At 43.0% G+C, this 20,099-nt stretch carries 20 protein-coding genes; all 20 read right to left on the bottom strand.

Features of this window, described 5'->3' with window-relative positions:
- Positions 1-146 precede the first annotated feature (146 nt).
- The 20 genes from HMPREF9960_RS09805 to HMPREF9960_RS09710 all read right to left on the bottom strand — a co-directional run bounded on the left by HMPREF9960_RS09805 (position 147) and on the right by HMPREF9960_RS09710 (position 20,096).
- Entirely contained in the window at positions 147-1,073 is a 927-nt protein-coding gene (locus tag HMPREF9960_RS09805; RefSeq protein ID WP_005592501.1) for a YobF C-terminal domain-containing protein, read from the bottom strand.
- 53 nt (positions 1,074-1,126) lie between these two features.
- Positions 1,127-1,960, bottom strand: a complete 834-nt coding sequence (locus HMPREF9960_RS09800) for an AraC family transcriptional regulator (protein WP_005590452.1) — start codon at positions 1,958-1,960, stop codon at positions 1,127-1,129.
- Positions 1,961-2,043: 83 nt separating this feature from the next.
- The gene (locus HMPREF9960_RS09795; protein WP_005590454.1) at positions 2,044-2,538 is read right to left on the bottom strand and encodes a YkgJ family cysteine cluster protein; all 495 of its coding nucleotides are present in this window, start codon (positions 2,536-2,538) and stop codon (positions 2,044-2,046) included.
- A 94-nt stretch (positions 2,539-2,632) separates the two neighbouring features.
- Positions 2,633-3,277, bottom strand: a complete 645-nt coding sequence (locus HMPREF9960_RS09790; protein ID WP_005590456.1) for a hypothetical protein — start codon at positions 3,275-3,277, stop codon at positions 2,633-2,635.
- 171 nt (positions 3,278-3,448) lie between these two features.
- Positions 3,449-5,272: a translation elongation factor 4 gene (gene lepA, locus HMPREF9960_RS09785; protein WP_005590457.1), complete on the bottom strand. Its 1,824-nt coding sequence runs from the start codon at positions 5,270-5,272 to the stop codon at positions 3,449-3,451.
- 140 nt (positions 5,273-5,412) lie between these two features.
- Entirely contained in the window at positions 5,413-6,315 is a 903-nt protein-coding gene (locus tag HMPREF9960_RS09780) for an RluA family pseudouridine synthase (protein ID WP_005590459.1), read from the bottom strand.
- Positions 6,299-6,766: a signal peptidase II gene (gene lspA / locus HMPREF9960_RS09775; RefSeq protein ID WP_005590461.1), complete on the bottom strand. Its 468-nt coding sequence runs from the start codon at positions 6,764-6,766 to the stop codon at positions 6,299-6,301. The genes HMPREF9960_RS09780 and lspA overlap by 17 nt, the downstream gene beginning before the upstream one ends.
- The gene (locus HMPREF9960_RS09770; protein ID WP_005590463.1) at positions 6,763-7,671 is read right to left on the bottom strand and encodes a LysR family transcriptional regulator; all 909 of its coding nucleotides are present in this window, start codon (positions 7,669-7,671) and stop codon (positions 6,763-6,765) included. Before HMPREF9960_RS09770 ends, lspA begins: the two co-directional genes overlap by 4 nt.
- A 102-nt stretch (positions 7,672-7,773) precedes the next feature.
- Entirely contained in the window at positions 7,774-8,688 is a 915-nt protein-coding gene (locus HMPREF9960_RS09765; RefSeq protein ID WP_005590464.1) for a TDT family transporter, read from the bottom strand.
- A gap of 49 nt (positions 8,689-8,737) precedes the next feature.
- Entirely contained in the window at positions 8,738-9,595 is an 858-nt protein-coding gene (locus HMPREF9960_RS09760) for a GNAT family N-acetyltransferase (protein WP_005592487.1), read from the bottom strand.
- 49 nt (positions 9,596-9,644) lie between these two features.
- Positions 9,645-11,510, bottom strand: a complete 1,866-nt coding sequence (locus tag HMPREF9960_RS09755) for an ABC-F family ATP-binding cassette domain-containing protein (RefSeq protein WP_005590466.1) — start codon at positions 11,508-11,510, stop codon at positions 9,645-9,647.
- Positions 11,507-12,712, bottom strand: a complete 1,206-nt coding sequence (locus HMPREF9960_RS09750) for a CCA tRNA nucleotidyltransferase (protein WP_005590467.1) — start codon at positions 12,710-12,712, stop codon at positions 11,507-11,509. Before HMPREF9960_RS09750 ends, HMPREF9960_RS09755 begins: the two co-directional genes overlap by 4 nt.
- Complete coding sequence (gene dapB, locus HMPREF9960_RS09745; RefSeq protein ID WP_005590468.1) at positions 12,709-13,476, bottom strand: 4-hydroxy-tetrahydrodipicolinate reductase; 768 nt, start codon at positions 13,474-13,476, stop codon at positions 12,709-12,711. Before dapB ends, HMPREF9960_RS09750 begins: the two co-directional genes overlap by 4 nt.
- 42 nt (positions 13,477-13,518) lie before the next feature.
- On the bottom strand, positions 13,519-14,367 hold the full coding sequence (locus tag HMPREF9960_RS09740) for a DegV family protein (RefSeq protein ID WP_037586419.1): 849 nt from the start codon (positions 14,365-14,367) through the stop codon (positions 13,519-13,521).
- 2 nt (positions 14,368-14,369) lie between these two features.
- A complete protein-coding gene (locus tag HMPREF9960_RS09735; protein WP_005590470.1) occupies positions 14,370-14,744 on the bottom strand; it encodes a DUF1149 family protein in 375 nt (124 codons plus the stop codon).
- Between the two features lie 79 nt (positions 14,745-14,823).
- Positions 14,824-15,297, bottom strand: a complete 474-nt coding sequence (locus HMPREF9960_RS09730; protein ID WP_005592477.1) for a hypothetical protein — start codon at positions 15,295-15,297, stop codon at positions 14,824-14,826.
- 72 nt (positions 15,298-15,369) lie between these two features.
- Entirely contained in the window at positions 15,370-17,331 is a 1,962-nt protein-coding gene (locus HMPREF9960_RS09725) for a PTS fructose transporter subunit IIABC (RefSeq protein ID WP_005590474.1), read from the bottom strand.
- Positions 17,328-18,239, bottom strand: coding sequence for a 1-phosphofructokinase (pfkB, locus tag HMPREF9960_RS09720; RefSeq protein WP_005590475.1), 912 nt, complete (start codon positions 18,237-18,239; stop codon positions 17,328-17,330). The genes HMPREF9960_RS09725 and pfkB overlap by 4 nt, the downstream gene beginning before the upstream one ends.
- Positions 18,236-18,979: a DeoR/GlpR family DNA-binding transcription regulator gene (locus HMPREF9960_RS09715; RefSeq protein WP_005590476.1), complete on the bottom strand. Its 744-nt coding sequence runs from the start codon at positions 18,977-18,979 to the stop codon at positions 18,236-18,238. Before HMPREF9960_RS09715 ends, pfkB begins: the two co-directional genes overlap by 4 nt.
- A 145-nt stretch (positions 18,980-19,124) precedes the next feature.
- Entirely contained in the window at positions 19,125-20,096 is a 972-nt protein-coding gene (locus HMPREF9960_RS09710) for a CPBP family intramembrane glutamic endopeptidase (RefSeq protein ID WP_005590477.1), read from the bottom strand.
- Between the last annotated feature and the right edge of the window lie 3 nt (positions 20,097-20,099).

The following is a 20,099-nucleotide window of genomic DNA, read 5'->3' as shown; positions in this document are numbered from 1 at the left end:
AGCCACAAAAACCAGCCGATCGAAAATGAACGGCTGGTTTCTAATCTATTTAACCACTGGTATCCAGAGATCTTTTTGATAGTCAAGTGCCCCTTCTTTCGATCCTGCTACATTATCAAACAGCATCTTCGTTTTTCTCACTTCTTCTACTCTTCTTTATAGTGAATACACAAATCTCTAAACTTATTATCTAGCGCTTCAATATCATACAAGACTTCTGACAGTTTTTGATAATCTTGCTTGATACAAAATAGATGAGCTTGGCCGAACAATCTTGCTAAATTTTCTTTTATTTCTGATCTGACAGAATCGTATTCTTTTAAGAAGTTGCTCATGTATAGATTTCTGATAGAAGCTAATTTGAAGCTAAAGTATTGATGAAGATGCTTTTGTTCTTCATTCAAGCCATTGTCCGCTACCGACTTAGCATATCTTGCTATCACATTCTCCTCGCCGTCTTCATATTGTTGCTTCATCAACATAGATGTTTTCTGATAAATCTCTTTGGAAGTTGGAGATTTGATTTTTTTGAAGTTTCCCCACATGGAGAAAGAACCTCTTTTATAGTCGATATTTTTAGCTTCCCAGGCTTTCGAAAATTCTGAGAAACTCATTTTCATACAAGCAAAGCCCGCTGGATCATGGAAATAGATAAACGCATCATCTAAATCATAAACTGAAACAAAATGGTCCACCCCATACAAATGGATATGATTGGGATTATAAGTGAGATAACCCATGTCCAAAGGGCCAAGAACAACTGGCCCACTGAGCAAGAACTTACTTAAGACCTCTCTGATAGAGAGAAGATTCACCGCATTTGAATCCTTTATATAGTATTCATCATATGTAAAACCTAGAATATCTAAAGAATGGCTGATAGAACTATCTGGCATCCCATTATCAAAAAAGACTAAAGGGTGTTTTTCATCTTCCTTTACAATACTAGCGCCATTTCCCAACACCATAATGGCTTCCAAAAACTCAGGGCGAACATCATAACCATACGAATGCAACACCATCGCAAGTGAATATGTATAACAAAGAGAAACGTCCCCAAAATACATCTGCATAGCCTCATCCTCCTCTGTAATCAACGTCTAAAAAATGACTTGCAATCACTATTTTATTTCACCACTGGTATCCAGAGTTCCATTTGATAGTCTGGGGAGGACATATCACCCTCGGTGTAGACTTCAAAATCTGGTGCTCCTGAATGGCGATAGCCAGTTTCTGGGAAAAAGACTTCCAATACATATTTCCAAGCATGGTGGATGCTGGCAGGTATAGCCCCCTTGACTGGTACGATGGCATATTCAGCTGCTGGGATTTCCTTGATAGAAAGGCCTAGGGCTTCTGCTTTCGCTATATCCGTCACATCATAAGCCGCCATGTAGTTAATGATTTCACCCTCTTTGACATCAGAGCAGAGGCCAAAGGATTGGCCACTGCCCATACTTTCTAAGCTTTCAAAGCTGTGATTTGCATAGAGCTGCTCCCAAGCAGATGGGCACTGGCTATTGTCGATAGCTTCCAATAGGACGCCTGCTACAGTAAAAGCAGATTTCTTTTGAATCTTGATATCCATATTCTTTCCTCCTGTAATCTTTAAGGATAATTGAAGTCTAGGAAAGACCCGATAAGGTTTTCCATTTCGAACTTCTGAGGGGGTTGCACCATGGAATTTCTTGAAGGCTGCGCTAAAGGCATCCGCAGACTCATAGCCGTATTTCAGTGCTATATCAATAACTTTCTCAGAGCTTTCCCGCAAGTCCGTCACAGCTTCTGACAGCCTGCGATTGCGCAAATATTCTGCTAAAGTCGTATCTGCTAGGATGGAAAAGAGCCTGCTAAAGAGAGCATAAGAATAGCCCGATAGCTGCTGGAATTGCTGCAAATCCACTTCTGCGTCCAACTTACTTTCCAGATATTCCATGGTTCGATTGAATTGATGCATCATATTCTTTTTCACCTCTTGACTATAGTCTAACAGATATAAGATACTTCCGCCCTAGACTTTTTGTACAAGATTTATAGGGGATTTTACAACCTATCCCGCAACTTCTCCACAAAGAGATAAGCCGCTGGGCAGGTCAGGGTATTTTTGATTGTCAGATGATTAATCTGATGAATCTTCTTGCGGTCTGTATGAGGGAACTCGCGGCAAGCCTTGGGACGGACATCATAGATCGAGCAGAGATTATCTCTACCTAAAAAAGGACAAGGCATAGCCTTGAAGACCTTGTCACCGTCTTCGTCCACCTGCAGAAATTCCTCTTCAAAAGCCGGCAGCTTCATCTTGAAATACTTGGCAATACGGACGATATCGGCTTCCTTAAAGTCTGGTCCAAGTGTCTTGCAGCAATTGGCACAGGCTGTACAGTCAATCTCCTCAAAGACCTCATCATGAATTTGCTGGGCAATCTTATCTAAATTTTTTGGTGGCTTTTTCTTGAGACTGGCTAAAAATTTTCGATGCTCTTTCTGCTTTTGCAGGGCTAGTTGGTGGTACTTTTCAAGGTCGATTTCTTGAGTCATAAACTACTTTCTAATCAGTTGATTTTCGTTAGCATTATATCATAAATCTCAAAAAAATGAGACCTACTTTCAGGTAGACCTCATTTTCTTTGTTTTAAATATTGTTAGTTGGGCCTTTTTCATCAAGGCTCCATGTTTCTTCTATGTATGAGATGACAGAAGCCAGAGTTTTTCGGTCGCCTTCAAAAGAGATCAAATACACTTTGTCGTCTTTTTGGAAAACCCAAGAAACCACTAACTGCCCTGATTTCATAATTACATTCAGTTGGAAAGCTTCATTGCCAGAAACAGTGGATTTTGCTCCCCACATTTTTTCTACATCTTTATTATCATTCCAACTATAGGCTAGTCGCTGGGCAATTAACTCAGCATTGAAAGTTTCCCCATCTTGGACATGAGCTTTTTCTCTAGTATAGCCATTCATGGTAACGATATTATAAGCAGAGCCATCCGTAAACTGAACGCTGTCGCCACCATCTAAGTCGGTGAACTTGATCCAATTACTTGGAATATCGATATAGCCGTAATCAGCCGAACCAATGCGCTTGGTCTCGGTTGTAGTAGAAACATCTTTGTCACTAGCTTTATCAGACTTGCTGCTATCTTTTTGAGAAACTTGACTAGTTGTACTACTAGAAGTAGACGATTTCCGATTACCATAATTTTTAATAAGACCACAAGAAGCCAGAGACAGACCAACCAAAACTGTCAAGAAACTAAGAAAATACTTTTTTGCCATAACAAATCTCCTTTTTAGACTACATGAGCCTTAGCTATCTATATTTCCATACTATCCAAACATTATAGATAGAATCGAACTACTAAAGATTGCTTCCCTATCTTATTTTTAGGAACAGATCGATTTTTTCCTTCGCTTTGTAATGCTGAGCTCAGGCGATTAATGTCAACTTTATTCCTCATCCATACTCAAGACGCTGAGGAAGGCCTCTTGTGGGACTTCGACAGATCCGATAGCTTTCATCCGTTTTTTACCGGCTTTTTGTTTTTCTAGAAGTTTGCGCTTCCGAGAAACGTCACCACCATAACACTTGGCAAGTACGTTTTTACGAAGGGCCTTGATATCAGTACGAGCCACGATCTTATGACCAATAGCTGCCTGAATAGGTACCTCAAACTGCTGACGAGGAATGATTTTCTTGAGCTTGTCTACAATCAGCTTACCACGCTCATAGGCGAATTCCTTGTGAACGATAAAGCTAAGAGCATCAACCTTGTCCCCATTGAGGAGAATATCCATCTTCACCAGCTTGGACGAGCGATACTCAGAAATTTCGTAGTCAAAGCTAGCATAGCCACGAGTAGAGGACTTGAGCTTGTCAAAGAAGTCAAAGACAATTTCAGCGAGCGGGATTTGATAGATGACATTGACACGATTATCATCAATATAGTCCATGGTCACAAAGTCACCGCGCTTGCGCTGAGCCAACTCCATCACTGCTCCGACAAATTCCTGTGGCACCATAATCTGCGCCTTGACATAAGGCTCTTCAATGGAATCAATCTTGGTCGGGTCCGGAAACTCGCTCGGATTAGAGACATCAATAGCTTCACCATCTGTCAGATTAACCTTATAGATAACGGACGGAGCCGTCATGATCAAATCAATATTAAACTCACGCTCCAAACGTTCCTGAATAACGTCCATGTGTAGCAAGCCCAAGAAGCCACAACGGAAACCAAATCCTAGTGCTTGCGACGTTTCTGGTTCAAATTGCAGACTGGCATCGTTTAGCTGGAGCTTTTCGAGGGCTTCGCGTAGGTCATTGTATTTATTTGACTCAATCGGATAGAGACCAGCGAAAACCATCGGATTCATCTGCTTGTAACCGTCTAGTGGCTCAGATGCTGGATTGTCCGCCAAGGTAACTGTATCTCCGACCCGAGTATCCTGTACCGTCTTGATAGAGGCTGCGATATAGCCAACATCCCCTGTCGCTAGGAAATCGCGGCCAATAGCCTTAGGCGTAAAGATGCCAACCTCAGTTACGTCAAAGGTCTTGCCATTGCTCATAAGCTGAATGGTATCTCCCGGCTTGACCACACCGTCCATCACCCGCACTTGCAGGATTACCCCACGATAGGCATCATAGACTGAGTCAAAAATCAAGGCTTTAAGAGGTGCTTCAACATTTCCAGTCGGTGCTGGAACTTTCTCCACTATTTGTTCGAGGATATCTTCAATTCCGATGCCAGCCTTGGCAGAAGCCAACACGGCTTCACTAGCATCCAACCCAATCACGTCTTCAATTTCTGACCGCACCCGCTCTGGATCCGCAGCTGGCAAGTCAATCTTGTTGATAACTGGCAGGATTTCCAAGTCATTATCCAGCGCTAGATAGACATTTGCCAAGGTCTGAGCTTCAATCCCCTGAGCCGCATCCACGACCAAAATAGCCCCTTCACAGGCCGCAAGAGACCGCGATACCTCATAGGTAAAGTCCACGTGTCCTGGCGTGTCAATCAAGTGGAAGATATAGGTTTCGCCGTCCTTGGCGGTATAATTGAGCTCGATGGCATTAAGCTTAATGGTGATGCCACGCTCCCGCTCCAAGTCCATGCTGTCCAAAAGTTGGGCCTGCATTTCCCGGCTGGAAACCGTCTCCGTCGCCTCCAAAATCCGGTCGGCCAAGGTTGATTTCCCATGGTCAATGTGGGCAATGATGGAGAAATTGCGGATTTTCTCCTGACGTTTTTTCAAATCTTCTAAATTCATTTTTCTCTTCCTTTTAGGGTATTCTATTTATTATATCATGATTTGTCGAAAATAAAAACGACTGTAACCAAGACAGTCGACTTAATTTTCCATTTATCTAGAGTCTCATATTATCTAGAGTCTCATAAATACAGAGACGATTAGTCATGGACTTTTCTGAGTTTTTCAAGAGTTTCTAGGAAAATAGATGGCGCTTCAGCCGTAAATTCCAGCACTTCGCCAGTCCGAGGATGGGTGAAGCCAAGTGTTCGCGCGTGCAGAAATTGACCATGACCCTTCAGAGTCTTACGAGGTCCATAGACCTCATCGCCAGCTACTGGATGGCCGATATAAGCCATGTGGACACGGATTTGATGCGTCCGCCCCGTCTCCAGCTGCAGCTCCACCAAGGTATAGTCCCCAAAACGTTCCAAAACTTGGAAACGTGTCAGAGCGGGTTTCCCCTTGGCTGTAACCGCCTGTTTCTTACGGTCTTTTTCACTACGACCAATCGGCGCCTCAATCACTCCGCGGTCGTTAGGCAGATTTCCATGGACAATCGCCCAGTATTTACGCAGGGATTTCTTGTCCTTAAGCTCATCTGCAAGTGCCAGATGGGCTTGGTCATTCTTGGCAATCATCAAAAGACCAGAAGTATCCTTATCAATCCGATGGACAATCCCTGGGCGTAGCACACCATTGATGCCAGAGAGGTCTTTGATGTGGTACATGAGGGCATTGACCAGAGTACCGCTAGTGTGCCCAGCGGAAGGGTGAACCACCATGCCTTGTGGCTTGTTGACGACGGCAACATCCTCATCCTGATAAACGATTTCTAGCGGAAGATCCTCTGCCACATACTCAACTACCTCTGGATCAGGTACTTCATAGGAAATGACATCACCTTCTTTGACGGCATACTTGGCTTTTTTTGCCTCTCCATTGACCAAAATCTGGCCATTTTTTATCTGTTCATTGGCTAAACCACGGGATAACTCTGTTAGGTCCGCCACTGCCTTGTCCAAACGGAGGCCTGCGGCTACTGCATCAATTTTCAATTCCATTCGTTTCTTCCTTCAACATCACCAGTAATAAAATCGCTACTCCAACAGTCAAGTACATATCCGCTACGTTAAAAATAGCAAAATTGACAAAATCCAGCTGGAACATATCCACTACAAATCCTTGCTGAATGCGATCAATGAAATTGCCGAATCCACCAGCAATAATTAGAATGAGTCCCGTTAGCATCCACTTAGAAGCTTGGATATTTTTAATCAAATACCAAACGGCAACTCCAATCACGATACAAGTTATCAGAGCGAAAAACCACTGCTGATTTTCCAAGATAGAAAAGGCGGCACCAGTATTTCGCAGGTAGGTCAAACTGACAATCTTAGGAATAAACTTCCTGACCTGCCCCAAAGAAAAATTGGAAACAATATAATACTTGACTGCCTGATCAAGAGCAATCAAAAGAAAAACTAAAAAAGGAATCGCAATTTTACGTTTCATACTTCTCTTTTCTGTGCAAAATATTCTTTCATAACAGCTACAAAAGCTTCGCCGACCTGACTCAACTCTACATCTTCTCTCTTGACATAAACCATGTGATTGTCTAAATTGTCTCGGAGTTTGATGACAGTGATTCCATTTACACTGTTGCTATCCAAAAAGCCAGATCCAGTCGCATAAGCGTCCGTCCGCTCCAAAATCCCATTCAGCGTAGCTCGATCCGTCACATTAAACATCTGGGAGCTAGCGCTGGTATCGATAAAATTCTCAGAATAATAGAGGTACTCATCCTTTTCCTGTGTGAAACGAACGGTTGGCAAAGTGGCCAAATCTTCCATAACCAGCTCCTCCTTTTGAGTCAGAGGATGATCTTCCCGCAAATAAATGTGGGTCTGGAAAGGAATTAGCTCAATGACCTCCAAGCCGAGCTTCTCCACCCGCTGCATAATGCCCTTGCTATTCTGATTATTGAGGTAAATGATCCCAATCTCGCTGTGGCCTTGGGCCACTTCGTCCAAAATCTGCACAGTTGTTGATTCAAAAATCCGGAAATTCTTATATTCTGGATACTTTTGGGAAAACTCCGTAATCAACGGCGGCAAAAAGTCATAGTGCTGGCTGGCAATGGAAAATTCATCCTTTTCCTCTTCAGGATTGGCATACTGATTTTGAAAGACATCAAATCCTTTGACCAATTCTTGAGCTCTCTCGTAAAATTCCATCCCCCGTCTGGTCAAAAAGGTTCCGCTACTGGTCCGGCGGAAAATCTTAAATCCCAGCTCCTTTTCCAAATCTCGCACCGCGATAGATAGACTGGGCTGGCTGACATACATCTTTTCTGCTGCTTCGCGGAAAGTTCCGCTGTTGGCAATAGCCACTACATAACGCAATTGTTGAATATTCATATCTTTTTCCTTTTACAAATACTCCTAATTATATCATAAACTCAGCCTTCCTCAAAGGCAGGCAGCAACTTTCCTCTTGGAAATACATCTCTGAAATCTTCCTCATTTGCCTAAAATGTCCTTTGTATATAAGAAGGTGACATAAAGAACGACAAACAAAGCTATTAAGACCTCAAAAGCAAGCAGAATTTGCCCAGCTAGACCAAGATTCAACACGTTCAAAGACTGCTTCAAGGCCACAGCCGAAATAACCAAGGGGAAGGTAAAGGCCGAAAATCCTGCTGAAAAAGGACGATTGATCAAACGAGGCAGTTGCCACAAAATAAAGGCATAAAAGCATTGACCTGAAATCAAGAGCAAGCTCAACAAGACCAGATTGGGTTGGGGAAAAGTAGCCACATAAGCTGCTGTCATCAAGGAAATAGGCGCACAAATCGTTGTTGTATTCGGGCGAACATTCTCTGCTAAGCCAATTTTATAGGTCTTATAAAGAACGATTGGCAAGACTAAAATAGTCGCTAAAAGCCCGTACCAAAAGACTAGCTGGCCCAAAGCTAACTGCTGGGGAACTGAAATGGTCAGAGGAGCGACACCAATCCCGACAAATAAGACCGTCCAAGCGGGAAAGACATTCTCCCACTTGAAAGGAAATACAAAAGCTAAAATATAGTAGACCATCAAGAAAACCAGCCCGCTAAAGCTCAACCACCACAGCACTTGCGCACTAATTCGGATCAAATTTCCCAAAAAAGTCCAGCTCGCTAGATAAGTCGAAGCTACCATTCCCTGCATGAAAAAGGTCGGGAAGACCGAGGCCACTAGCGCTTGACCTAGTTGCTCTTTGACTTGCTTGGTATGCATCAGCATTCCCATCACTAGATGAAGGAAAAACAAGAGTGCCAGACTTGCTAAAAGATAACGCAAGAACTGACTAACATCACCGACTAAATTTCCCAAGGCTAGTAAGCCTAGCACCAAACCAGCCTGTACTAAGAATGGCTCTTTTCTCTTTATCATCAACAGATCTCCTAACCTTAAAAGCACTTTTCTCCAAAGGATAATTCTCTTATTTTTTCTTTAAATAAACTGCTTCCGATTTTCGTTTAAAGCCTAATCTTTCATACAGCCTTAAGGCACCTGTATTTTGAGCTTCTACTACGATTTGACAGACTTGTCCATTTCGGCCAGAAAGGTCATTCAGGATAGAACTGACTAGGTGACTCCCCAGTCCCTGTCCCTGAAAGGCCTGATCCACAGCTAGGGCAAACAGATAATTGCTATCAAAAGTTGTATCCACTGAGCAAGACGCCACAATCTGACCGTCTTTTTTCAGGACATAAAGCAGGCTATCTGGGCTCTCCAGCGCTTGACTGGCATAGTGAAGCGCAGTATCCATCGGCATTTCAAAAATCTGCGACTGAAACGCTGCAATCTCCGCAACCATGTCCTTTCTACCCAGTAAAACTTCCACGCCTTCTTTTTTTTCTTCAGGGAAAGTCCCCGCTGCCTGCTCTAGCCAGATTTCCGTTTCTTTCAAATCATAATCAAACTTCTCAGCAAAGGTCGGATGCTCTGCTAAAAACTTGACTTCACTGATGTATTCGATTTGGGATAAATCGTATTTCTCTGCAATTTTGAAAAATTCCTGCAAAAGAGCGCTCGCTATGCCCTGTCTGCGATAGTCGGGCAAGACATAGACAGATACCTCCGCTTTACTCGGCTCATCCGCATAAACCGATAAAAAACCGACCGTTTGATGATCTAAATTTGCCAGAAAAAATGCTGGCATATCAACATCAAAATTATAGGCGTTATCCAGATACGGAAGACGATAGGTCCCATCTGTAACATGACAGCTTTGAACCAGCTCAAAAAGCTGATCCTTGATTTCCTGACTAGGCTGGCTATAAATCTGTATTTCCATCATTCTCCCTCATAAACCTGTATCCATAACAAATGTACTACGTACTATTCTACTCCAACTCACTCAGATACTCATAGCGCTCATACTTTTCAAGAAGCTGCTCATTCTTGTCATCCAGCTCCTTCTGAAGTTTCGATAGCTTGGTAAAGTCCGAACCGTTCTGCTCCATTTCTATCTCAATGGCAGCGATACGTGCCTCCAGCTCCTCGATATCCGCCTCGATGGTCTCCCACTCTTGCTTTTCAAAGTAGCTCATCCGCTTCTTCTGCTCCCGCGCCTTGACGAGCTTTTCCTTTTCTTTCTTTTGGGAAATAGCTGCGCTGGATTGTCTAAAAGCCTTCTCATCCAGATAGTCCGTGTAGTTGCCAAAGAACTCTCTGACCTGTCCATCTTCAAAAGCTAAAATCTTGCTGGCTACCTTATCGAGGAAATACCGATCGTGGCTAACTGTAATTACCGGTCCTGCAAAGCCCTGCAGGAAATTTTCTAGAACTGTCAAGGTTGCAATATCCAAATCATTGGTCGGCTCGTCCAGAAGCAGGACATTGGGCTTTTCTAGTAAAAGCTTGAGCAGGTAAAGCCGCTTCTTTTCTCCGCCAGACAATTTCTCAATCAAAGTGCCGTGGCTTGAGCGAGGAAAGAGAAACTGCTCCAAGAGCTCAGCAATGGATGTCGTCCCGCTACCACTCTTAACTTCTTCTGCGACTTCCTGCAAGTAATTGATGACCCGCTTGGACTCATCCAACCCTTCAATCTGTTGAGAAAAGTAGGCTACTCGGACTGTCTCGCCGATTATGACCTGACCAGACTGAGGCTTCAACTGACCAGAAATTAGATTGAGCAGAGTAGACTTACCCACTCCATTATCTCCAACAATGCCCAGTCGATCTTTGTTTTGCAGCAAGAGATTGAAATGCGACAAAATCTGCTTGTCTCCGTATGCAAAATCCACATCCTGAAACTCGATAACCTTCTTCCCAATACGGCTGGTTTCAAAGTTCATCTCTAAGTCTGTCTGATTGGTCTGACCCGCCAAATCACTTTTGAGGTCATGGAAACGATTGATACGTGCTTGCTGCTTGGTCGCCCGCGCCTGAGGCTGACGGCGCATCCAAGATAACTCCTGCTTGTAAAGCTGCTGTTTCTTGTGTAGCAGGGCAGCATCGCGCTCATCCTGCTCAGCCTTGAGTCGGACATAATCCTGATAGTTGCCCTGATACTCAATCAAGCTCCCGCCGTCCAATTCAAAAATCCGCGTGGAAATATTATCCAAAAAATATCGGTCGTGAGTAATAAAGAGGACGGTCTTCTTTGAATTTTTCAAGAAATTTGTCAGCCATTCAATCGTATCAATATCCAGATGGTTGGTCGGCTCATCCAGAAGCAACAAGTCTGCTTCGGAAAGTAAAACCTGCGCCAACTGAACTCGCCGGCGTAGACCACCAGAAAGCTGGCTGATTTTTGCTGCCAAATCCGAGATACCGAGCTTGGATAGGACTGTTTTTACCTGACTCTCAATCTCCCAAGCATGCAGCGAATCCATTTCTGCCATGACCTTGTCCAGACGAGCTTGCTTAGCTTCATCATAAGCAGCCATGAGTAGTTCGTATTCTCGAATGAGCTGCATTTCTCGCAAATCACTGGACAAAACAGTATCCAAGACCGTCTTCTCTTCATCGAAGTCTGGTTCCTGAGTCAAATAGGAGATTTTATAGTCAGATTTTGCTGAAAAGGGATATACATCACCATCAAAGCCTGATTTGCCAGACAAGACATCCAAAAGAGTGGTTTTTCCTGTCCCATTGACCCCAATCAGTCCAATCCGATCCAAGTCGTGAATGATAAAAGAAATCTCTTGAAAGACTGTCTTATCCCCGACAGACTTGGTCAGCTTTTCAACGATAAAGTCACTCATCCAACTTGCTCCTTAATAAAGTTCATAATCTCTTCCTTGCTATTTGCCAATTCTCCGTCGACAATGGCCCATTCAATTTTAGTCAGGATTTGTCCCAATTCTGGTCCGGGTTTAAAGCCGTAATCTCGAATCAAATGACTGCCCGTCACTACAATCTCATGTTTGTCATGAATGGTCAGAGCAGCATGTGTCGCTTCAATAACCTCAAACTCAACTGGCAAGCCTGCTGCCTGTCTCAAACTTTCTGCCTGCAGAATCAAATCCAAATCATACTGATAGCAATCACGCTTAGAAAGACTCCGCTCCTGCCGAATCTCATAAACAGCCACTAGCTGATTTACTCGCTTTTGAAATTCATTGGACGTTTTCCAATGCTTCAAAAACTTGCGAACATCTTTTACCTTCAAAGCCAGCAAAAGCGCAGCCCAAGCCTGCTCAGAACTAGCAAATTGAAAATCTTCTGCTAAACCGTCTAATAATTCCTGCAAAGCTTCTGCTGAATGTTTCATATCAGGAAGAAAGTCGTAGGCAGCAGCTTTAATCAGACTCTCCAAGCCTTTCCGCCAGAAAGGTGCCATCAGGAGTTTGTCAAACTCGATAAAAATCCGTTCTACCGATATTTTCTCTAGAAGCGGCGCGCAATCTGCCATAGCCTGAAAGGTCAAGTCTTCCAAATCAAAGTCTAAACCAGCCTGAAAACGAAAGCCCCGCATGATGCGGAGAGCATCTTCATTGAAACGCTCTGAAGCCACTCCAACTGCCCGCAGAGTGCGATTTTTCATATCTGCCAAACCGTTAAAGAGGTCCACAATCTCGCCCTCTTGGTTTAAAGCAAGGGCATTGATTGTAAGGTCCCTGCGCTTCAGATCTTCTTCCAAAGAGCGCACAAAAGAGACCTGACTAGGCCTGCGGTAGTCCACATAGACATCCTCGGTCCGAAAGGTCGTTATCTCGTATTCCCCCTGGCCTTCCAAGACCAGAACCGTTCCATGCTCAATCCCAACATCGACAGTCCGAGAAAAGATGGTCTTGATTTCCTCGGGATAGGCCGAGCTGGCAATATCCACATCGTGAATCGGCCGATTCAACAGAGCGTCTCGTACAGAACCGCCGACAAAATAAGCCTCAAAACCAGCCTCTTTAATCTTCTCTAATACTGGCAAAGCCTCCTGAAACTCAGAAGGCATCTTCTCTAATCTCATAGTAAATGTTCCAATCCATAGACCAATTCAGAGCGCTTCACTACCTCTTTGATACTCAGATTTACCCCAGTCATAAAGGAAACCCGGTCATAGGAGTCATGCCGCAAAGTCAGCCCCTCTCCTTGACTACCAAAGATAACTTCCTGATGGGCCACTAAGCCCGGCAAACGCACTGAGTGAATCCGCATGCCGTCAAAGGTAGCTCCACGGGCGCCAGCTAACGATTCTTCTTCGTCGGCCGCTCCCTGCTGCTTACTCGTCCGGACTTTGCTGATTAATTCAGCTGTTTTGACAGCCGTACCGCTCGGTGCATCTTTTTTGTTGTCATGATGCAGTTCGATAATCTCCACGTCTGGGAAATACTTGGCTGCTTGGGCTGCAAATTGCATAAGCAAAACGGCTCCCAGAGCAAAATTCGGGGCAATCAATCCACCCAGACTCTTTTGACGCGATAGTTGGGTCAAGTCTTCAATCTGCTCAGACGTGAAACCAGTCGTTCCGACCACAGGAGCAAAGCCATTCTCAAGAGCAAAGCGAGTATTTCCATAAGCCACTTTGGGAGTCGTAAAGTCAATCCAGACATCTGCCTGAAGACCAGCAAGTTCTTCTTTGGTATTGAAAACTGGAACTCCCGCTACTTCCTTTTCCTCTGTGAAAGGATCTAGCAGACCGGCCAATGCCAACTCAGGATCTTCTGTTACCATCTTATAGGCTGCTTGTCCCATCTTTCCCTTGAAACCAGCAATAATGACTTTTATACTCATCTAGAACCTCTCTCTATTCTTGATTAACTGCTCTGCAAAACTCTAGACCAGCGGAATGTAGGCCAAAGCGACACTACCCTCTCCCAAGTGAGTTCCAATCACACTACCAAAGGTAGCAAGAGGAATATCGTCCGCTATGCCAGCCTCCATCAGCTGCTGGCGTAAGCTTTCCGCCTTCTCTTCAGCATTCCCGTGAATTACCACGACCTGATAAGAAGCAGAGGCAGTTTTTTCCTCTACTACTTCAATCAATCTCTTAATCGCTTTCTTTTCTGTCCGAATCTTTTCAAAGACTTCAATGATACCTGCATCATTAAAATACAGAATCGGCTTGATACTTAGGAGATTTCCCAAAATAGCTGCACCATTGGACAAACGACCGCCCTTAACCAGATGATTGAGATCGTCAACCATGATAAAGGCACTGGTTCCATCGATTTGTCTCTGAATCTTGAGCAAAATCTCTTCAAAATCCTGTCTTTCCGCAGCCCAAGTCAAAGCATTTTTAACCATGAGACCCAGCGGAGCACTGGTGATTTTTGAATCAGGAAAAGCGATTTTCAAGTCAGGAAACTCGTCCTTGAGATACTGGATATTTTGATAAAATCCTGAAATCCCACTGGATAAAAAGAGCCCCAGCACATGCGTGTAATCCTCGCTAGCAAGACGCGTCAACGTCTCCTCCAATTCTGCCACACTAGGCTGACTTGTCTTTGGCAAATCATCTGCAGCAGCCATTTTTTCATAAAAGTCACTGGCTGTCAGATTTTTTCCTTCCACATAAGTCTCTCCAGCAATCACTACTGGAATATCAAGCACAAAAAGATGGTCATTTCCACGAAAGCTATTCGGTAAAAAAGCGGACGAATCCGTTATAACCGCTAATTTCATCATTAGAACTCCAAATTAATACCTGGCAAATCTAGCGCAATCTCCGTCACTTCATACGTCAAGCGATTGAGCATGGTCAAGCAAGGACGCGCCAATTCTTCCACTTCTTCATGCTCAAACTCACTAGGTTCCTGCACCAAACGTCCTTGAATATGATTTGTCTGCGTGATCGTTCCACTAATTACAAAACGATCAAACACAATCATGAAAGTCAAAATCACAATCATGGATGTTGAATTCTTTTCTTCATTTCTTTCAATCAGCTGAAAATTTACGTCAACTTTTGTTTCAGGTGTTCCATTTTCTTTTTCCCATTCAAAATTGCGTGCATCAAAATGATATTGGCTGACAAATTCTTGTTCACGTTGTAATTCCATTACTATTCTCCTAAAAATATACGATAGTCCATTATAACATAATTTGATGTATCTTTCTAGCGATAATTGTTTTCAGGACTCAATCCATATAGGAAATGGTAACGGATTCTGACAAAGTCTGAAGCTGATTTTGCACGTAATTTTTCCATACTTCTAAATACTCGCTCGTCTCGCCTGCTTCTCTACGCTTAAAGAATAGATTAAATAAAAATCCAACAAAGCCTGGATAAGATTGTGTTCTTACCAATTGGCAGCTCGAAGAAGTCAAAGGAATCACTTGACAATTTAAAATCGAATGCAGAAGAGAGTGTCTAGCATGTATCTCAATCCAAAAGGTATCCTCATTGACCTCGCTTATTTCGCAAGACATTTTTATTCCTTCTTTTGTCACAATATCGTACTTTCTCCCTTCGTAGAAAAAGGCTTCTCCGCCTTCAAAGTAAATGGCTTGATTTGTTGATAAATTAGGAAGCCATTTATCCATCATTTTCAATGCTTCCCAAGCAACTTCTGCATTCATATTCACAACTAACTTATCTGTATATGTTTTCATGATCTTATCCCATCTATTCAAATTATGGCAAAAAGAACCTTGACAAACCATCAAGATTCTTTCGCATATGTTTTATTTTTCAAGTGGTTTACGCAAATATCCAAAAAGAATACCGCTGACAACTGCACCAACCAAGACATACACAAGGTAAAGGATTGGGTTGTTAGTCAAACCGATAACGAAGATTCCTCCGTGAGGAGCCATAAGTTTGATGCCAGACAGACCGACAAGTGCACCTGTAAGAGCTGAACCGACGATAAAACTTGGAATTGCACGGGCTGGGTCAGCAGCTCCAAAAGGAATCGCACCTTCTGTGATGAAAGAAAGCCCCATGACGATATTTGTCAAGCCAGAATCACGTTCTTCAGTAGTAAATTTATCTTTGAAAAGTAGAGTTGCAACAAATACTGCAAGCGGTGGAACCATACCGGCTGCCATAACTGCTGCCATGACTGGAGAACCACCAGTTGAAACAGTACTTGCCAGCGTACTTGTACCAAATACATAAGCTGCTTTGTTCACTGGTCCACCCATATCGACCGCCATCATACCACCGACTAAGAGACCGAGAAGAACTGCAGAGCTTCCGCTCAAACTAGCAAGGAAATCGTTGAGGGCTGTATTGATTGCTGACATAGGGATATTGACTGCCAGCATAAGGAATCCAGTCACAAGAACACCAAGAAGTGGCAAGAGCAAGATGGAGCGAATACCTTCAAGTGAGCGAGGCAGACCTGCAAGTAATTTGCGAAGGACTAAAATCACGCCACCAGCTAAGAATCCACCGACCAGAGCTCCAAGGAAACCAGATGATACACCCGCTAGAGAGAGTGTCTTCTCACCACCTGCAGCATAGGCAACACCACCAAATGATGCACCGCTGCTAGCAATTGCACCAGCTACGAAACCAGAAACCAAACCTGGCTTTTCAGCGATTGAGTAAGCGATATAACCAGCCAATACTGGCAACATGAAGCCAAAGGCTGCACCACCAATTGCTTTAAATTGAGCCGCAATTTCATGATAGCTTCCCAGATTAGAAAGCTGATCCTTTGGCACGCCTAAAATCTGATCCAGCAAGAAGGCAATGGCAATCATAATCCCGCCACCAATAACGAATGGCAACATTTGAGAAACACCGCTCATCAAGTGCTTGTAAAAAGCTCCGCCCAAGCTAAGTTTTTCATTGCTGCTAGCTACTGCAGCGCCACCATTAGCAGCCTTGTAAACTTCAGCATTGCCAGAAAGAGCCAAATTGATGAGTTCTTCTGTCTTGCGAATACCGTCTGCAACCGGGCGACTGATTAAAGGTTTGCCGTCAAAACGATCCATTTCAACAGCCTTGTCTGCTGCGATGATAACTGCTTTAGCTTTTTTAATGTCTTCTGCTGTCAATTTGTTGCCAACACCGCTGGCACCATTGGTTTCAACCTTGATGCCAACACCCATTTCAGCAGCTACTTTTTGAAGGGCTTCTTGAGCCATGTAAGTGTGGGCGATCCCTGTTGTACAAGCTGTAACGGCTACGAGGAAGTCACCAGATTCGTTGGCAGGAGCAACAGTTGCTGGTTCAGCTGCCTTTTCAGACGCTTGGTCAAAAAGAGCTATAACTTCGTCTGGTGAAGATACTTTGCGCAATTTGTCAGCAAAGCCATCTTTCATCAAATATTGAGACAATTCTGCCAAGGCAGCCAAGTGAGTATCATTGGCACCTTCTGGAGCAGCAATCATAAAGAAGAGGTCTGTTGGTTGACCATCCAAACTTTCATAGTCAACACCCTTGTTTGACTTAGCAAAGAGAACCGTTGCTTCTTTGACAGCAGAGTTCTTGCTGTGCGGCATAGCAATTCCCTCACCCAAACCAGTTGAAGTCAAGGCTTCACGAGCCAAGATCCCTTCTTTAAATGTTTCAAAATCTGTCACATAACCGTGATCGACCAAGCTTTTAATCATCTCTTCGATGACAGCTGTTTTTTCAGTTGCCTGCAAATCTAGCAACATGACATCTTTTCTCAATAGGTCTTGAATTTTCATCGTTTTTCTACCTCAACTTTTTCATATGTTTCTTTAATAAATTCCGCAGTTGCCAAGTCATCCGAGAAGGTAGTTGCTGTTCCACAAGCTACTCCCCATTTGAAGGCTTCTACTGCGTCTTTGGATTTGACAAATTCACCTGTAAATCCGGCAACCATAGAGTCGCCAGCTCCGACTGAATTTTTCACTGTTCCCTTGATGGGTTTAGCGAAGTATGCTCCCTCAGATGTGACAAGAAGGGCACCGTCACCAGCCATGGAGATAATGACGTTTTGAGCACCTTTAGTCAGCAATTCTTGAGCATATTTCTCGATTTCGTCTAAGCTTTCCAGTTTCACTCCAAAGATAGCTCCAAGTTCGTGATTATTTGGTTTGACCAAAAGTGGCTGGTAGTCCAAACTATCAATCAAGGTCTGTCCTTCAAAGTCACAAACCACTTGCGCACCAGTCTGGCGCATCAAGGCAATCAGCTCCTTGTAGATGACATTTCCCAAGTTCTTAGCACTTGAACCCGCAAATACAACCGTATCTTCTGCTGTCAAACTAGATAAAATAGATTTCAATTCTTCTAACTGAGCTGGTTCAACATTTGGACCTGTTCCGTTAATTTCTGTTTCTTGGTCTGCTTTGATTTTAACATTGATACGCGTATCTTCTGCCACTTGGACAAAACGTGTTTCGATTTCTTCCTCTGCCAAAGTATCTGTGATAAATTTACCAGTAAAGCCACCGATAAATCCAGTAGCTGTATTTGGAATATCCAAGCGTTTCAAGACACGACTGACATTAATTCCTTTCCCACCAGCAAACTTATCATCACTGTCCATACGATTGACACTACCAACTTGAACTTGGTCCAAGCGAACAATATAGTCAATAGATGGATTGAGTGTGACTGTATAAATCATACCTCTATTACCTCCGTTTTTTCTTTAATCTTTTGAATCACTTCAGATTCTGTCTGGTTTGTAATGAGCCTTGCGCGCGATATCGGGGCCACTTTTGCAAAAGATGTCTGACCTAACTTTGAGGCATCGGCCAAAACATAGGTTCTCTTGGTATTTTCCAGAATAGCGCGTTTCACTGCTCCTTCTTCCATGTCCGGAGTTGTGAAAAATCCATCGTCAATTCCATTCATTCCGATAAAAGCCTTGTCAAAATTTAGTTGTCCGATTTGATTTAGAGCGACACCACCGATACTGGCATCTGTCGAACGTTTCACAACACCACCAATAATCACAGTGGGAATGTTGCGCTCCACCAACTTAGTCGCATGATGGATAGAATTGGTCACCACTGTCACGCTTGGATCATGCAATTCATTGACTAAGAGTTCATTGGTCGTCCCTGCATCAATAAAAATGACATCGTATTCTTGTATCAAGCTGGCTGCTTTTTGAGCAATCCTAGTTTTTTCTTGAATGTTTTTGATAGATTTTTCTTGATTGCTTTCTTCCTCCTGCAAGAAATGAAGACTCTCTGCACCACCATGCACACGCCTCAACTTCCGCTCGCTTTCAAGCTCATCTAAATCTCTTCTAACAGTTGATTCTGAAGTGTCCAAAGCTTTTACTAGATACTCTAAAGATACAAATTTATCTTTGGTAACTTTTTCGAGAATCAGCTGCTTTCTTTTCGACTTCAGCATAGAATACCTCCTCTGCAATCGATTACACTTCTATTATACAAGAATAAAATCCAAAGTCAAGCATTTTCTATCATTTTCTGTCAAAATAAATCATTTGTTTGAATATAGAAAAAAGAAGCCTATTAGACTTCTTTTAATTCCTTTATTATCTTGTAGTGATATAGACAAGAAGAATCGGTAAAAAGGCAGCAAGCACACATAAAATTGAAAATCCCCAGAACCAGACTGATTTAAGAGCTTGCTTATATGTTCCCGGCTGAGATCTATTTTCAGCAATATAAGCTTTAATTTTCGACCTATTTAAGATGAGTACAATCAATACTACCGTTGTTCCTGCAGTCATCAATCCATAATTTATGAGATTCACGATACTTTCTGGGATATAGTTGGTCAGGAAATCAAGCCCCTCTGCGATGACCAAATTATTGAAAATATGGAAGAAGATCACCCAGAAAATAGAATATTCAAAAGCGATGTAACCAAATCCCAAACCAATCATAGCAGCAAAATACAGCTGATAGAGATTTTCATGAAATAGTCCAAAAAGGAGAGCCGTCATGACAATGGCAAAGACTTTTCCGTGTTTTTCCAAAGCCCGCAAGCCTGCTCCGCGAAAAATAATCTCCTCCGTAATCGGTGCCATGATGGTGGTATAGATAAACATGGTGATTGAATGAGAGCTAAAATCCTGTGATAAAATCTCAGAAAGATCCAAACCAAAGAGAGACAAAATAGCATTCATGATTTGACTTGTCACAGTGCTAAACAGCTGAGAGAAAAACAAGAAGCAAATCATGAAGAAGAAGGCTTTGGCAGTCATTTTTTTATTTTTCTTGCGCAAATCTTGAGCGAAGAGCTGCTTGCCCCTAAAAATCGTGAAAACAAGCACACCTAAACAAGATGCGATAATGTAGGAACCGCCATCCTTATCCATAAAACTTTTCACAAATTCCTCAGTCTTACCTATATCAAAGCCCTGCTGAAAAAGAATAAAGAAATAGGAAAAGACAGTATAAAGTATTACAACCACTAGCATCACGATAGAATAAGTGAAGCAGCTTGCTGAAAATCTCCCCAGATCTTTCTTGGGATTTAAAGGCTCAGGTAACGTATTCATAAA

The sequence above is a fragment of the Streptococcus cristatus ATCC 51100 genome (assembly GCF_000222765.1).
Lineage (GTDB): Bacteria > Bacillota > Bacilli > Lactobacillales > Streptococcaceae > Streptococcus > Streptococcus cristatus.
The sequence above is the reverse complement of the archived record's forward strand: the minus strand, read 5'-3'. Positions and strand labels throughout refer to the sequence as shown.

Excerpts from the sequence above, each read along its gene's own strand:
- HMPREF9960_RS09805 (WP_005592501.1), bottom strand. The coding sequence starts at position 1,073 with ATGCAGATGTATTTTGGGGACGTTTCTCTTTGTTATACATATTCACTT.
- HMPREF9960_RS09800 (WP_005590452.1), bottom strand. The coding sequence starts at position 1,960 with ATGATGCATCAATTCAATCGAACCATGGAATATCTGGAAAGTAAGTTG.
- HMPREF9960_RS09795 (WP_005590454.1), bottom strand. The coding sequence starts at position 2,538 with ATGACTCAAGAAATCGACCTTGAAAAGTACCACCAACTAGCCCTGCAA.
- HMPREF9960_RS09790 (WP_005590456.1), bottom strand. The coding sequence starts at position 3,277 with ATGGCAAAAAAGTATTTTCTTAGTTTCTTGACAGTTTTGGTTGGTCTG.
- lepA (WP_005590457.1), bottom strand. The coding sequence starts at position 5,272 with ATGAATTTAGAAGATTTGAAAAAACGTCAGGAGAAAATCCGCAATTTC.
- HMPREF9960_RS09780 (WP_005590459.1), bottom strand. The coding sequence starts at position 6,315 with ATGGAATTGAAAATTGATGCAGTAGCCGCAGGCCTCCGTTTGGACAAG.
- lspA (WP_005590461.1), bottom strand. The coding sequence starts at position 6,766 with ATGAAACGTAAAATTGCGATTCCTTTTTTAGTTTTTCTTTTGATTGCT.
- HMPREF9960_RS09770 (WP_005590463.1), bottom strand. The coding sequence starts at position 7,671 with ATGAATATTCAACAATTGCGTTATGTAGTGGCTATTGCCAACAGCGGA.
- HMPREF9960_RS09765 (WP_005590464.1), bottom strand. The coding sequence starts at position 8,688 with ATGATAAAGAGAAAAGAGCCATTCTTAGTACAGGCTGGTTTGGTGCTA.
- HMPREF9960_RS09760 (WP_005592487.1), bottom strand. The coding sequence starts at position 9,595 with ATGGAAATACAGATTTATAGCCAGCCTAGTCAGGAAATCAAGGATCAG.
- HMPREF9960_RS09755 (WP_005590466.1), bottom strand. The coding sequence starts at position 11,510 with ATGAGTGACTTTATCGTTGAAAAGCTGACCAAGTCTGTCGGGGATAAG.
- HMPREF9960_RS09750 (WP_005590467.1), bottom strand. The coding sequence starts at position 12,712 with ATGAGATTAGAGAAGATGCCTTCTGAGTTTCAGGAGGCTTTGCCAGTA.
- dapB (WP_005590468.1), bottom strand. The coding sequence starts at position 13,476 with ATGAGTATAAAAGTCATTATTGCTGGTTTCAAGGGAAAGATGGGACAA.
- HMPREF9960_RS09740 (WP_037586419.1), bottom strand. The coding sequence starts at position 14,367 with ATGAAATTAGCGGTTATAACGGATTCGTCCGCTTTTTTACCGAATAGC.
- HMPREF9960_RS09735 (WP_005590470.1), bottom strand. The coding sequence starts at position 14,744 with ATGGAATTACAACGTGAACAAGAATTTGTCAGCCAATATCATTTTGAT.
- HMPREF9960_RS09730 (WP_005592477.1), bottom strand. The coding sequence starts at position 15,297 with ATGAAAACATATACAGATAAGTTAGTTGTGAATATGAATGCAGAAGTT.
- HMPREF9960_RS09725 (WP_005590474.1), bottom strand. The coding sequence starts at position 17,331 with ATGAAAATTCAAGACCTATTGAGAAAAGATGTCATGTTGCTAGATTTG.
- pfkB (WP_005590475.1), bottom strand. The coding sequence starts at position 18,239 with ATGATTTATACAGTCACACTCAATCCATCTATTGACTATATTGTTCGC.
- HMPREF9960_RS09715 (WP_005590476.1), bottom strand. The coding sequence starts at position 18,979 with ATGCTGAAGTCGAAAAGAAAGCAGCTGATTCTCGAAAAAGTTACCAAA.
- HMPREF9960_RS09710 (WP_005590477.1), bottom strand. The coding sequence starts at position 20,096 with ATGAATACGTTACCTGAGCCTTTAAATCCCAAGAAAGATCTGGGGAGA.